We start from the raw sequence: 14,799 nt of genomic DNA, 5'->3' as shown, positions 1-14,799 counted from the left end.
TCCCTTACTGTTGAGAGACTGACGTTTGATGTCTTGTTTCAAACCACTTGAATGCCGTTCTGCACCCACAAGTGGTGGCTCGGATCCTCCTGCGCCGTGTATTGAACATAATCGATGCCGTCGGCCTGCTGCGTGCCATCGGCTGACCAGCCATCGGTCATGTGCACGCTGTCCTTCTCGTCACCCTTGATCAGCAGGGTGTTGTTGTCAGACGAAGTGATCGCCAGCAAATCGTTGAGGTTCAGGGTTAGCGCAACCGCACTGGAATGGTTGAGGTCGAGGATTTCGACGTTGTGAATCCTGCTCTGCAGATCGCCAAGGTTGATCGATACGTCGCCACCGGCCCAGAGCAGGGTGTCGGTGCCGCTACCGCCATCTACCGACGTGAATTGCTGATCGGCGATGATCAGCGTGTCGTCGCCACCGCCACCTTGCAGCGTGACAGCGCCACCGTGCGAGCCGTCCAGCGTGTCGTTGCCCTCAGTGCCCTGAATCAACTCACCGCCAGTGGCATGGGCGAGACCGAGGTCATCGCTGGCCAGCGCCGAGAACGCGGTGCTGGCGAATGCGCCGGCGTTGTTCAGGTCGATGGTCAGCGTCGCGGTATCGACCGTGCCGTTCGGGTGGGTGAGTTGATAGGTGAAGGTGTCTTCCTGGCCGATCACCGCATCGGTCAGCCCGGCCTTGAGCGTGTAGGTGTAATTGCCGTTGGCCTGGACCAAAAGCGTGCCGTAGTTGCCGACCAGCGAGACGCCGTTGTAACCCGGCGCCACGTAACTGCCGGCGACCAGCACGCTGAGCAGGGTGTAGACCGAGCCGAGCACATCGGCGCCGCCGCCCGCGGTGTCGGTGAGCAGGTTGCCGGAGACGGGCGTGTAGCTGCCGACCACGAACTGGTTGGTGTAGGTCGCCGCGTTGATCAGGCTGGTGTTGACGCTGGTGAGCAGACCGAGGCCGCCCACCGCCACCCGCACCTGATAGCTACCGGCGGTCTGGTCGTCGAACTTGATCCCGTAATTGCCGCCGCCGAGATTGAGCAGGGCATTGCCACCGTAGCTCTTGACCAGTACGTACTGGTTGGTGGCGGTGTTGAGTTTGTACAGGCCCACCGTCATCGAGCCGAGCAGCGCCAGCAGGTTGCTGGAGTTGACCACCACGGTCAGGTCACTGACGGTATCGGCCGCGACCACCGTGTTGTAGTTACCGCTGCCGCCGCCCAGTAGCACGTTGAACGTGCCGAGGGCGGAGTTGGTGGTGACTTCGCGGTTGATCAGGGTGACGTCGGTCGAGGCAATGTCCGGCGTGGCATCGACCACCAGCGCCGGGCTGCCGAGATTGGCGTCGTTCCACACTTCGGTGGCTTGCGGACTGTCAATGCGCACGTAGAGATTGGCGGTGTCGCTCAAGCCGTTCGGGTGCACCAATTGATAGTTGAAGACATCAACCTTGCCAACGCTGCCCACACTGCCGTTGGGCTTGTAACTGTAGGTGCCGTTGGCGTCGATGGTCAGCGTGCCGTACAGCCCTTGCACCGTGGTGCCGGCCCCGGCGCTGACCCAGGCGCCGTTCTTGAAGATCTGCAATTGCGCGCCGTTGTCCGGACCGGTCTGATCGACCGTGCCATCGACGCCGACATTGGTGATGACGTTGCCGGTCACCGCGGGTCCGGCAATGCCGTTGAACTGCGTCAGGCTGCTGACGTCCAGTTGCAGTTGCGTGTTGACCGTGGTCAGCACGCCGATGCCGGTGCTCGATACCGTCAGGCGATAATCGCCTGAAAGCAGATTACCGATGTCGACCCGCACGCCCTGGCCGGTCAAGGCAATCAGATCGAGCAGGCCGCCACTGCCGTTGACATCCAGAGTCACCCAGGTGCCGCTCGCATTTTTTACCTGCAGGGTATAGACCACGCCATCGAGCAGGGAAATCAGGCTGTTGGTGGTCAACGTCAGGGTCGGATCAAGCTGCGTGCCGCCGGCCACGGTGAAGGTGAAGGTTTTCGAGAATCCGGCCAGCAGTGTGGTGAACGAGTCGTTGAACGTCTGAGACGCGGTGACCGGGGCCAGGGTGACGGTGCCTACGACGAGGTTATCGCTGGCGATCACCGGCGCATTGACGTCGACATCCGGCGCGGTGACGTTGGCGGCGATCGATACGTTGCCGCGTGCGTCGCTGAGGTTGATGGTGAGCTTTTCGCCGTTGATCTGTGCGCTGCTCAGAGCGACGGTGAACACACCGAGGTTGTTTACCGTGCCAGTGCCCAGAACGGCGCCGGTGGCCGACTTGATGGTCACCGTTGCGCCAGCCTCACCGGTACCGGTGACGGTCAGACCATCGGCGCCGACCAGTAGCGCCGTGGCGGCCGCGGGTGGCGTGAGGTCTGGCGCCGTCGCGCTCGCCGCAGCAGATACGTTGCCGCTCGGATCGGCCTGGGTGACGCTGAGCACTTGGCTGTTGATCTGCGCCGAGGCCAGCACCACGGAGAAACTGCCATTGGCGGCGACGGTGGCGGTGCCGAGCACGACACCGCCGACGCCACGCACGCTGATGGTCGAACCGGGCACACCAACGCCGGTGAGCAAGGTGCCGCTGCCATTGACGCTGACACCAGTCGGCGCACCGGGTGCGGTGATATCCGGCGCCGTCACGCTGGCATTGGGCGACAGGTTGCCGGCCGGGTCGACCAGGCGCACGGTCAACAACTGGCCGTCCAGTTGCGCGGTGTTCAAATTGAAGCTGAAGGTGCCGCCGCTGCCCACCGTGGTGCTGCCGAGCAGCCCGCCGCCCGGGCCGTAGACGTTGACCGTTGCACCGGCTTCACCCGTACCGCTCAAGGTCAGACCATTGGCTGCAAGCGTCAGACCGCTGGCCGCGATCGGCGCCTGCACGTCGGCTGCCGTCAGATTGAAGACCTGCGACAGATTGCCCGTCGGGTCGGCCTGTTGGACGTTGAGCTGTTGGCCGTTCAGTTGCGCGCTGGACAGTTGCACGGTGAAGGTGCCGCCAGCATTGACCACAGCAGTGCCGAGCACGGTGCCCGCCACGTTGGTCACGCTGACCGTGGCGCCGGCTTCACCCGTGCCGCTGACCGCCAGGCCGGTGCCGTTCAGGCTGACATTGCTCAGCGGCGCCGGCGCTGTGGTATCTGCAACGCTGAGGTTGGTAACCGGCGAAACGTTGCCCGTCGCATCACTCTGCGTGACGTTCAGTTGCTGGCCGTTGAGTTGCGCCGATGACAAGGTCACCGAGAAGGTTCCATTGCCCGCCACCGTCGCGGTGCCCAACACCGCGCCGCCAACACCGCGCACGGTAACAAGGGCGCCGGCTTCACCGAGCCCACCGAGCACCAGCCCGGCGCCGCTGAGCACCAGCGCCGTCGGAGCCGCCGGAGGGGTGATGTCTGGCGCGGTTACGTTAAGCCCGGAAGAGGTGTTATTGGACGCATCGGTCTGTGTCGCATTGAGCACCTGACCATTGACCTGCGGCGTATTGAGCTGCGCGCTGAAGGCGCCATTGGCGCCGACCGTCGCATTGCCCAACACCACGCCGCCCGCGCCGGTGATGGTCACCGACGCGCCGACTTCGCCGCGCCCGGTGACCAGTGTGCCGCTGGCATTGACTGCCAGATCGCTGAGTGGCGCGGGCGCCGAGGTGTCACCGGCTGTGATTTCAGTCGGCAGCGAAGCGCCGCCCAACGCAGTGTTGGCAGTGACTTCCAGGCTTTGGCCGTTGGTTTGCGCAGGCGTCAGCACCACGCTGAACGTGCCATCCGGGCCGGTGACGCCGGTGCCGATCAGGCTGTTGTCCGCAGCGAAGACATTGATGGTGGTGCCGATGGCAGCCGTGCCGGTCAGCGTCACACCGTCGCTGGACAGAACCAGATCGTCCGGTGCGTCCGGGGCTGGAACTGCCGGAACAGTCAGGCTGGCGTCTGCGGACACATTGGTGGCGAGGTCCTTCTGCGTCACGGTCAGCACCTGGCCGGCAGTGATGCCCGGCGCCAGATTGACCAGGAACGTACCGTTGGCCGCGACCGTACCAGTGCCGACCACATTGTTCAGCGCATCGGTCACCTCGACACTTGCACCGGCCTCGCCACGACCGGCGAGTTGAGTCAGATCGCCGTTGATGGTCAGACCAGTGACCGCATCGGGAGCGGTGGTATCAGGTGCCGGGAAGACAAATGTCGGCGATGAGTTTTGCGCTTCGTCTGTCGCGATCACTGACAACAATTGGCCATTGGCCTGAGGTGGATCAAGCTCGACGGTGTAGGTGCCATTGCCCAGCGTCACCGCTGTGCCCAGCACGGTCCCGTCAGCCGACAATACCGTGACGGTGCTGCCCGCTTCGGCGGTACCGGCGAGAACGGTGCCGGCGCCGGTCAACGATGTAACCGTCGGCGCGAGCGGTGCAGTGCTGTCCGGCGCGTCGACCAGGGCGGGCTCGGAAGGATTGTTTTTCGCGTCGGCCTGAACCACTGAGAGCGTACGGCCATCGAGTTGCGCAGCGGACAACGTGACGCTGAAGGTGCCATCGACGGCCACCGTCGCCGTGCCGAGTACCGCCGCACCGTCGCGCACGGTGACGATCGCGCCGGACTCGCCGGTGCCGGTCACGATCAGTCCGTCCTGGCTGACGTTGAGATCGGCGACTGCCAGCGGATCGGTGGTGTCGCCTGCAAGCACGGGCGCTGTCGGCGATGTGTTTGACGCCAGATCCGTCTGGTTGACGCTCAACGATTCACCGTTCACTTGCGGCGGATCGAGGGTCACGCTGAATGATCCATTGGCGGCCACGATTGCCGAGCCCAGTACCGTGCCAGTCGCGCTGAGCACACGTACGGTGGCGCCGGCTTCACCGGTACCGGTCAGCGTCACGCCATCGGGCGTGAGAGCAAGGCCGGCAGGCGGGGCAGGCACGGTGGTGTCCGGTGCAGTAACGGGCACGATAGGCGACGGATTGCCCGCCGCATCACGCTGGATCGCTGACAAGGCTTCGCCATTGAGCAGCGGCTGATCCAGAGTGACAGTGAAACTGCCATCGGCCTGCACGGTGCCGGTGCCGACGATGGTGCCCACCGCGTTGGTGACGACCACTTGCGAGCCAGCCGCACCGGAACCGGTGATCAGGCTGCCGCTGGCATCGATGTCGACATCGGTCAGCGCGGCGGGAGGCGTGCTGTCAGGCGCCGTCAGGGTGCCGGCAGGCGAGGCATTGCCGACCGCATCCGCCAACACCACGAAAAGCGCTTGGCCATCGGTCTGCGCCGGGCTCACGGTAACCTGGAAGCGACCGTCGCTGCCCACTGTGCCGGTGCCCAGCTCGGTGCCGTCCGCCGACGTCACGCGGACAATGGCACCGACTTCGCCGGTGCCGGTGAGCTCGTCGCCATTGGCATTCAACTGCAAATCGGCCGGTGTCGCCGGCGGGGTGAGATCCGGTGCGACGACCGTCACCGGCGCGCTGACGTTACCCGGTGGGTCGGCCTGCTGGACGCTGAGGATCTGTTCATTGATCTGCGGCGGATTGAGGGTAACGCTGAAGGTGCCGTCGCCGAGTACCACGCTGGTGCCGAGCAGGGTGCCGTTGGCATCGCGCACGGTCACGGTTGCGCCAGGTTCGCCGGTGCCGATGACGAGGGCCCCCGAAGGGTTGATGTCGACATTGTCCAGCGGGTCGGGCGGGGTGAAGTCCGGTGTGGTCAGGTTCACTGCCGGCGAGTCGTTGCCCGCCGCGTCGGCCTGGACCACGGTGATCACTTCAGCGTTGGTCAACGCTGGCGACAGCGTCAGGGTGAAGGTGCCGGTCGGGCTGACCACAGCAATGCCGAGCACATTGCCGTCGCTGTCGATGACCCGGACCTGCGCGCCCGGTTCGCCGCGCCCGGTCAAGCTTGCGCCGTCGCCATCAATGTTCAGTTGCGAGACAGCTGTAGGCGGTGTGCTGTCGACTGAAGTGAACGGAGTGGCGGCTGAGGTGTTGCCCGCCGCATCCGTCAGCGACACGGTGAGCGCCTGGCCGTTGGCTTGCGGCGTGGTCAGAGTGATCGCAAACGTGCCATCGATGCTTACGGTGCCGGTGCCGACCAGCGTACCGGCGGCGTTGTAAACGTTGACCGTGGTGCCAGCCTCACCGGTACCCGACAGCACAGTGCCGTCCGAACTTGCCGCCAGCGCCGCCGGCGCATTGGGCGCGAGCAGGTCCGGGGCGGTCAGATTGACGCTGTTGGATTCGTTGCCGGCAGCGTCGGCCTGGCTCAGGCTCAGGGTCTGGCCCGAGGTCTGTGCCGGGCTGAGGGTGACGCTGAACGTGCCGTTGGCCGCCACCACGGCGCTGCCGAGGACGGCTCCGCCGGTGCCGAGCACGGTGACGGTGGCACCGGCTTCACCACGCCCTGTCAGGGCCGTGCCGTTCGGTGCCAGGCTCAGTTCGCTGAGCGGCGTTGGCGCAGCGATATCGGCGGCGGTGTAGTCAGTTGGGGACGAATTGATGCCGGTGCTCGACGTCGCCACGGCAGTCAGCTGTTCGCCGTTGAGTTGCGCGGCATTGAGCGTGACGCTGAAGCTGCCATTGGCCGCCACCAGCGCGCTGCCGAGCAACACGCCGGACGCATTGCGAATGCTCACGATGCTGCCGGCGGTGGCCGACCCGGTCAGGGTCAGACCGTCAGCGCTGAGGGCCAGACTGGTCGGTGCGCTTTCCGCCAGATCGCCCGGCGCGGTCACCGGGCTGGCCGGCCCGGTATTGCCGGCAGCATCGATCTGCACAACGGAAAGATTCGCTCCCGCCACCGCAGCCGGGGACAGCGTGACGCTGAAGTTGCCGTTGCTGCCAACGGTCGCGGTACCCAGCAAGACACCGCCGGCATCGCGAACTTCCACGCTGGCGCCAGCCTCACCGATACCGGTGAGCGTTGCGCCATTGGCGCTGACCGCCAGATCGCTGGTTGCCAGCGGCGCCGTGGAGTCGGCGGCATTGACGAGCGCAGGAGCGGACGGATTGCCGGCCGCGTCGGTGGCTATCACGTTCAGCGCCTGGCCATTGCTTTGCGGGCTGTTCAGCGTCACCTGGAATGTGCCGTTTGCCGCTGCCGTGGTGGTGCCAAGAAGATTGCCCTGGCTGTCGCGCACGGTCACCGTGCTGCCGGCCTCGGCGTTACCGGCCAGTTGCACGCCTGCCGCGTTGAGGGTCAATGCGCTCGGGATCGCCGGCGCAGTCAAATCCACCGAAATGACTTCAACCGCCGTGGACACGTTGCCCGGCGGATCTTCCTGAGTAACGGTCAACACTTCGGCATTCAGCTGTGCTGCATTCAGGGTGACCGTGAATGCGCCGCCAGTGCCGACCTGCGCGCTGCCGAGCAAAGTGCCGTCGGCGCTGCGCACCGAAACGGTGGCGCCCGGTTCGCCGTGGCCGGTGAGGGTGACGCCGTCGGCATTCACCGCCACTTGGGTGAGTGCGGCGGGTGGGCTGATGTCGGGTGCATTGACGCTGGTCGACGGTGAAGCATTGCCGGCCGCATCGATTTGACTGATCGCCAACGCCTCGCCATTGGTCGGCGCGGGCGCCAGGGTCACGCTGAACGAGCCATCCGCGCCGACCACGACGCTGCCCAGCACAGTGCCGTTGGCGGTGGTGACATTCACTGTTGCGCCAGCCTCGCCCGTGCCGCTGAGGGTGCTGCCATCGGCGCTGATCAGTGGATTCTGCACAGCGGCCGGCGCGGTGCCGTCGAGGGTGACCACGCCGGTAGAAGTCGAGGTATTGCCATTGGCGTCGGTCAGGCTGACCTGCAGGGTTTCGCCGGTGTTTTGCGCGTTGGGCAGAGTGACCTGGAAGTTGCCGCTCTGATCGACCACACCGGTCGCCAGAACATTACCGGCGGCGTCGCGAACCGTCACGGTACTGCCGACTTCGCCCTGGCCTTTGACCACGGTGCCGACGTCATTGATGCTGACGCCCGTTGCGGCGGCGGGCGGTTGCAAATCGGTGGCGATGATGCCGGCGGGTTGCGACAGGTTGCCGGCGGCGTCGCCTTGGATCGCGGTAAGCGCCTGGCCATTGAGCTGCGCCGGCGTCAGCGTCAGGCTGAACGTGCCGTTGCTGGCGACCAGCGCCGTGCCGAGCACGGTGCCTGCGTTGTCGGTGACGGTCACGGTCGCACCGGCCTCGCCTCGACCGGTCAGCGCCGTGCCGTTGGCATTCAGCGCCAAATTGGTCACGGCGTCCGGCGCCGTGCCATCGATCGCCGTCACGGTGCCCGGTATTGATACGTCGCCGTCGGGACTGGTGGCCGTCACCTGCAGCACTTGCGCATTGATCTGCTTGGCACTGAGCAGCAGGGTGAACCGGCCGAAGCTGTTGATCAGTCCCGAACCCAGTACAGCGCCGCTGCTGCTGGTTACCGTCACGGTGCAACCGGGCGTTCCGGCGCCGGTGAGGGTGAAACCGTCGGCACTCAAGGCCAGATCGGTCGGGGTCGCGACTTCGGTACCGTCCAGACCTGCCAGCGGAACAACGGGCGAATCATTGCCACCACCGTCAGTGCTGAACACTTCCAGATCACCGCCAGGTTCGGCCGGTGGACTCAGGGTCACGACGAAGCGGCCATCCGCACCCGCCTTTACGGTGCCTAGCACAAGACCACCGCCGGCGATGCTGACGGTAACGGTCGCGCCCGGTTCGGCAAGGCCGGATACCTGCGTGCCGGCCGGATTGAGCGCGAGATCGCTGACCGGACCCGGCGGGGTACTGTCCGGCGCGGTGACGCTGCCGGGAAGCGAACTGTTGGTGCCGTCCGACACCACGACTTGCAAGGCTTCGCCATTGGTCTGAGCAGTATCGAGACTGACCGTGAATGCGCCCGTGCCGTCAGCGGTAGCGGTGCCGATGACGTTGCCGTCGGCATCCAGCACCTCAACGCTGTTATTGGGCTGCGTGGTGCCGGTGACCGTGGCACCCGCCGGATCGATGAGCAGACCGGCCGGGGCTGGCGGGGCGGTGATGTCCGGTGCGGTGACTGGAGTGGCCGGCGAGGGCAGGGCGCTCGCATCGGTCTGAATCACGCTCAATACCTGGCCGTCGAGCTGAGCCGGACTCAGGTTGACGCTGAAACTGCCGTCGCTGGCGACCACCGTAGTGCCGAGCACCGTGCCGTCGGGCGCGCTGACGGTTACGGTGCTGCCCGCTTGCCCGGTGCCGGTCAAGGTCACGCCGTTACTGGCGAGCACGACATTGTCCGGCGCCAGCGGCGCGGTGGTGTCCGTCGCCGTCAATGGTGTGCTGGGGGAAACGTTCACGCCATCCGATTGGCTGACTTGCAGTTGCTGGCCTTCGATCTGCGGGCTGTTCAGCGGCACTGTAAAGGCGCCTGTGGCGTCGACGATCGCGGTGCCCAACACATTGCCGGCCGAATCCTTGACTGACACCGTGGCACCGGGTTCGCCGGTGCCACTCAGTTCAGTGCCACCTGCATTCAGCGTCAGATCCGAAGGGGCAGTGGGAGCCTGGATATCCGGCGCTTCAACTGGAACTGCCGGCGAGCCTGAAGGCGAGCCATCGCTCTGCACGACGCTGAGGTTCTGGTCATTGGTTTGTGGCGAGGACAAGGTGACTTCGAACCGGCCGTTGCTGCCGACGACAGCTGTTCCCAGCACGGTCCCATTGGTGTCAGTGACAGTAACGGTGGCACCGATCTGACCCGCGCCGGAGACCACGGCGCCATTGGCGGAAATGCTTACATCGGTCACGGCAACCGGTGTAGTCAGATCGGGTGCGATCACGTTGACCGGCGCCGAAGGATTGCCGTCCGCGTCGGTCTGGATCACTTGCAGTTGTTGCGCATCGGTCTGTGGTGTGGAAAGTGGAACGGTAAAACTCCCGTCGGCGCCCACCGTGCCGGTGCCGATGATATTGCCGGCCGGATCGCGCACGGTGACTGACGCACCCAACTCACCCTTACCGGTGAGCGTCTGCCCCTGAGCGTCGAGCGCGAGATCGGAGACGGCCGTCGGCCCTTGGGTGTCAGGTGTGACGTAGCTCAGCGGCGCGGAGGTGTTGCCAGCGGCGTCGCTGGCACTGATCTGCAGCGTTTCGCCATTGTTCTGTGGACTGCTCAGTTGCAGGCTGAACGTGCCATCCGCTGCTACGACGGCCGAACCGAGCACATTGCCGTTGGCGTCGCGCACCGTCACGGTCGAACCGACCTGGCCGCGCCCACTCAACTGGGTGCCATCGACGCTCACCGCGATGTCGCTCGGTTGAGTCACGCCATCGAGGTCGACGGCGATAACGGTGGCTGCTGGCGAAGGGTTGCCGGCGGCGTCGGTGACCTGCACGCTGAGCGCTTGACCATCGATTTGCGCGGCGTTGAGTTGCACGGTGAACGAGCCATCGGCAGCGACTAACGCCGTGCCGAGCAACGTGCCTTGGGCATTGGTGATGCTGACTGTGCCGCCGGGCTCGCCACGGCCGGTGACCGAAAGGCCATCGCTGCTCACGGCCAGATCCGTTGCAGCGCCGGGACCGGTAATGTCAGGTGCATTGAAGGTCACGGTCGGCGATTGCGCACCGGCGCTGTTGACCGCGACGATGCTGACGATTTCGCCGTTGGCCTGCGCGCGGATCAGCGTCAGCAGGAAACTGCCGTCAGCAGCCACCGCCGCGCGCCCGAGCAATTCGCCATTGGCGGCGCGCACTTCAATCGTCGTCCCGGCCCGTGCGGTGCCGCTCAGTTGGCTGCCGTCGCTGCTCAAACCGAGGTTGGTTGGCGTCTGCGGTTCAATGATTTGCGGCGCACTGACTGTTTCGCCGGTGGATGTGTTGCCCGCCGCGTCGGTGGCGCTCACGGTCAGCGGCTGGCCGCCGGTTTGCGCGGGGCTGAGCGTGACACTGAACGTGCCATCAGCCGCCACAACGGCGCTGCCGAGCAGGGTGCCATCGGCCGCGCGCACCTGAATGGTCGCGCCGGCTTCACCGGTACCACCAAGCTGCGTGCCATCGGCGCTCACGCTGAGATTGCCCGGCGCGGCGGGCGCGGTGGTATCCGGCGCGGTAATCGAGCCCGGCGTCGATACATTGCCCGCAGGGTCAGTGAGCGTGACGTCGAGCGGCTGGCCATTGTTTTGCGGCGTACCCAGGTCGACCTGGAAACTGCCATCGGCGCCGACCGTTCCGGAGCCTAAAAGATTGCCCACCGCATCGCGCACCTGAACGACACTGCCAACTTCGCCAAAACCGCTTAGTACGCGGCCATCGGCCGACAAGGTCAAACCGGTCGCAGGAGCAGGGGGCGTCGCGTCACCACCGCTGCCACCACCACCACCTCCGCCGCCACCTCCGCCCGTAGCGGCCGCCGCACCACCCGCGCCCAACAAGCCCAGCCCGGCAATCGCCCAGGCCGGTGTCGCGCCGTCAACCACGCCAACGCCGGCGATCAGTTCATCCAGCGAATTGATTTCTTCAAAGGTAAAGCCATTGAATGGCTCGGCGTTATAGCGGGCCTGCCACAGTGTCGCGTCGTCACCCTGAAACACAATGTCGTTGGGCACACCGTCGGCGCTGGTGACAAAAAAATTGGAGATTTTGATTTGCTCGCCAGACTTCAGATTGACGATCAAATCCTGACCGCTGCGACTGGTTGACACCAATTGGTCGGGACGGACCGGCATTTGTACAACTGACGGCTGATTGAGCTGAACATTGCCCCAGTTCTGGGCAGTGAGCTGAGAATTGGCTTTGTCGGCAATGACGATGTTGTCCATTACTACTCCCTGTAATTGGCTGGGCGGACGTCCACGGATGGTTTTAAAAACCATAGATAGGGAGTAGGAAAAGAGGCTGCCTGATTTTTGGCGAGTGCCCGTTATGGCATTTTGACTACGATTAAGTCTATGAAATACAACGATTCTGAATAGGTTACCGTTTGTCGGAACGTTGGATCCAACGCGTGACTGGATGAAACAAAATGTGTCGTTTTAAACATTGGCGAAAGCGATTGGCGAAAAAGGGCAATTTGAGTCTTGATCGATAATGGCAAACTAATATTCCCACTCGGAATGGCCCGCGATGCATAGCGCTGTCGCCTATCTGCGAAGGTATTAATCAACAAGCGCAACAGGGGCGAAAGGTTTTGTATAAGAAATCCGGGTTTTTCGTTTCAGCAGATTTCTTCGATACCAAGGCATTTCATGCGCTAGCTATCGATCGCCGAAGTGATCGAGATCGAACTGATCGTTGGTGATTACTTGGTCCGGGTTCAAACGTGGACCGACAGAAGGGCACCGCTAATTCTTTCAAACTCTCACAAGCGCCCAAGGTCAATCCATTACCGGTCTCGATCATTCACATCAGAGGTGAAGGAATGGATAACTACCACATCAGTAAAAACGAGCAGCGCTGGGAACTGGTCAAAGAGGGCGCGCAGCGTGCGTCGAAAACGGCTGCGACCAAAGCCGAGATTACGCAGATCGCCAGCGATTATCTGAAGGGCAAAACCGCTTCTCTGAAAATCCATAAAGAAGACGGGACGATTCAGGAAGAACGTACCTTTCCGCGCGCCGCCGATCCGCGAAAAACCAAAGGTTGAGGCGCCTGTTCTGCTCTGTGATCAACGTCTCTTCAGAAGGGTTTGAGTATGGTCATTGCATGTCTGGGATGGGGCTCGCTGATCTGGAAGCCGGACGGTTTGCCGCTGGCGAGCGAATGGTTTGCAGACGGGCCGCGGGTACCGATCGACTTCGTACGCGTCAGTGATAGCGGCGAGCTGACTACGGCAATCAGCGCGAACGCTCCGCCATGCAAAGTGCTGTGGTCGGTACTGGACGTGACCGACCTCGATCAGGCCCGTGAACTCCTGCGTATTCGAGAGGGCATCCCTGAGAGCAGGGAGGATGGCGTCGGCAGCTTCACCGTCGGGACCTCGCCGACGGGCCTGCTCGCCGAATGGGCAATGCCTCGGCAACTGGACGCGGTGATCTGGACAGCGCTGCCCGGCAGATTCAAAAACATAGAAGGGCTGGTGCCCAATGTCGACGACGCGGTTTCTTATCTGGCCGGGTTGAGCGGCGCAGCCCACGAACAAGCGCGCGATTATATCGAGCAGGTGCCGGCGCAGATCGACACGCCGTATCGCCGTGAAATCATTGCCAGGCTCGGGTGGAAATAATGAGCACCCGCAGCCAGGCGCAGATTGTCGCGATCTTCGATCAGCTGTTGGCACTGCGAGAAAGTGTGGACATTCTCCAGCACGTGGAGAGCGCTAGCGTCGAGTCGCTGCGTGGCCATCAGACCGTCGACGCCCCCGAGTCGCTGGATCTGGTGTTTCAAAAGCTGCATGAAGACATCGCCAGCATCGAGGAAACGTTGGCGACGATTGCCGAGGCGACCGGGGACGTGCCGAAGTTGTGAGAGGCGCGCGGGGCTGGCATGCAGGGATGATGTGGCGGGTCTGGCGCCATCGCGAGCAGGGAGGCTGGCGGCGGCTGGGATAGTAAGGTGGAAGCCACCGAACGGTTCGCACCAGTCTTGCAGCACTCTGACCAAACGCCCTTCAGCCAGATGCGCACCGAACTCGTCCTCAGGCAGGTCCGCAATCCCTAAACCGTTCACAGCCGCGTCGGCGATGTGCCCAGCGTTTTCAACTTCAGGCAGCGACGTGGGGGAAACGATAAGTTGCGCACGCTAAGCCGGCGAGACAGCCACTTCCGAAGGAGGCGGCACAGGTTGATTGCCGCCTGTGCTGCCATGCTCATCTTGAGCGCTGCCGCCGACTCGCGCCCGGCGAGCTTCCCGTCATGCGCTTGAACGCACGACTGAACGCCGCTTGGGAGGTGTAGCCCAAACGTTGCGCCACTTCTTCAATCGGCAGTCTTTCCAGCGTCAGCCATTGACTGGCCAGGCGCATCCGCAGTTCGGTGGCGTAGCGCAGCGGCGGGGTGCCGAGGGTGGTCTGGAAGCGTTCGGCGAACACCGAACGTGAGGTGTTGCACAGCGTTGCGAGTTCGGCGACGCTCCAGTCGCGGCCCGGTTGTTCGTGCAGGGCAAGCAAGGCCTTTGCCAAACGCGGGTCACGCAGGGCGGCGACGAGACCTGAGGCATTGCCGCAAGCACATTCGACCCAGCCCCGAACAATCATTGCAGCCACCACATCGGCAAGGCGTGCGAGGATCCCGGCGAAGCCGATGCGCGCCGCGCTGACTTCGCGCTCCATGGTCGCCAGGATTGGCATAAGTCCCGGATAGCGCTGGCCACCGGCGTCGATCAACATGAGCCCAGGCATCAGCCGACCGAGGCCGTGCAGGCTGCCGAGTTCGAATTCCATACAGCCGCTGAAGAGCAGAGCACTATCGGGCGAATCGCTGCTTTGCCCGACCTGCAGCGCACAGACTGTGTCGCCGAGTGGCGCGGCGACGGCGCTGTCAATGTCCTGCACTTCGGCGCCTGGGTGTGAGAGCAACTGGTGCGAGGCCCCATGGGCAATGAATACCGCATTGCCCGTCGACAATTCGTACAGGCTGCCATCCTTTAGCCGCAAGACAGTTGAACCCGCGGCAACGAAGTGGAAATACGCATGGCCGGATTTTTCACTGAAACCCAGGCCATACGGCGGACCGGCGTGGATCCGCCGATATTGCACGCCACGCAGACGCATGCTGCGCAGCAACTCAGTGATGAGGTCTGAGGACACAGAAAAAGGATCAGTGCTGCTCATGTTCGGGGTTTCGATCAAAAGTTCAAGACTGTGCATCATAGATCATCCGGTTTGCCGTCAATAGACTGCCCTCACGAAATGTCCGAGGG

5 protein-coding genes and 1 pseudogene are annotated in these 14,799 nt (G+C 63.8%); 3 read left to right on the top strand and 3 right to left on the bottom strand.

All coding sequences use genetic code 11. The features are described 5' to 3' along the window. Positions 1–38: 38 nt before the first annotated feature. On the bottom strand, positions 39–11,762 hold the full coding sequence (locus ACIGDJ_RS02570; RefSeq protein WP_397478256.1) for a BapA/Bap/LapF family large adhesin: 11,724 nt from the start codon (positions 11,760–11,762) through the stop codon (positions 39–41). 599 nt (positions 11,763–12,361) lie between these two features. Between ACIGDJ_RS02570 and ACIGDJ_RS02565 the strand changes: the two genes are divergently transcribed. Genes ACIGDJ_RS02565 through ACIGDJ_RS02555 form a run of 3 tightly spaced genes read left to right on the top strand, consistent with a single transcriptional unit; the run spans position 12,362 to position 13,407 of the window. After that, positions 12,362–12,586: a DUF2188 domain-containing protein gene (locus tag ACIGDJ_RS02565; RefSeq protein ID WP_397478369.1), complete on the top strand. Its 225-nt coding sequence runs from the start codon at positions 12,362–12,364 to the stop codon at positions 12,584–12,586. Between the two features lie 48 nt (positions 12,587–12,634). Continuing rightward, positions 12,635–13,165: a hypothetical protein gene (locus ACIGDJ_RS02560; RefSeq protein WP_397478255.1), complete on the top strand. Its 531-nt coding sequence runs from the start codon at positions 12,635–12,637 to the stop codon at positions 13,163–13,165. Beyond that, on the top strand, positions 13,165–13,407 hold the full coding sequence (locus tag ACIGDJ_RS02555) for a hypothetical protein (RefSeq protein WP_312998760.1): 243 nt from the start codon (positions 13,165–13,167) through the stop codon (positions 13,405–13,407). The genes ACIGDJ_RS02560 and ACIGDJ_RS02555 overlap by 1 nt, the downstream gene beginning before the upstream one ends. A gap of 61 nt (positions 13,408–13,468) precedes the next feature. Here ACIGDJ_RS02555 and ACIGDJ_RS02550 read toward each other — a convergent pair. Continuing rightward, positions 13,469–13,626: pseudogene (locus ACIGDJ_RS02550) on the bottom strand (LysR family transcriptional regulator); the annotation flags it as partial. 121 nt (positions 13,627–13,747) lie between these two features. Then, positions 13,748–14,746 (bottom strand): cupin domain-containing protein, encoded by a 999-nt coding sequence (locus ACIGDJ_RS02545; RefSeq protein WP_397478254.1) that lies wholly within the window; start codon positions 14,744–14,746, stop codon positions 13,748–13,750. Positions 14,747–14,799: the final 53 nt, after the last annotated feature.

Origin of the sequence: Pseudomonas sp. NPDC079367 (assembly GCF_044542195.1) — a bacterium.
Taxonomy (GTDB): Bacteria; Pseudomonadota; Gammaproteobacteria; order Pseudomonadales; family Pseudomonadaceae; genus Aquipseudomonas.
Note: the sequence above shows the minus strand (reverse complement) of the source record. Positions and strands in the feature narration are given on the sequence as shown.

Coding starts and splice junctions, on each gene's coding strand:
- ACIGDJ_RS02570 (WP_397478256.1), bottom strand. CDS start 11,762: ATGGACAACATCGTCATTGCCGACAAAGCCAATTCTCAGCTCACTGCC.
- ACIGDJ_RS02565 (WP_397478369.1), top strand. CDS start 12,362: ATGGATAACTACCACATCAGTAAAAACGAGCAGCGCTGGGAACTGGTC.
- ACIGDJ_RS02560 (WP_397478255.1), top strand. CDS start 12,635: ATGGTCATTGCATGTCTGGGATGGGGCTCGCTGATCTGGAAGCCGGAC.
- ACIGDJ_RS02555 (WP_312998760.1), top strand. CDS start 13,165: ATGAGCACCCGCAGCCAGGCGCAGATTGTCGCGATCTTCGATCAGCTG.
- ACIGDJ_RS02545 (WP_397478254.1), bottom strand. CDS start 14,746: ATGCACAGTCTTGAACTTTTGATCGAAACCCCGAACATGAGCAGCACT.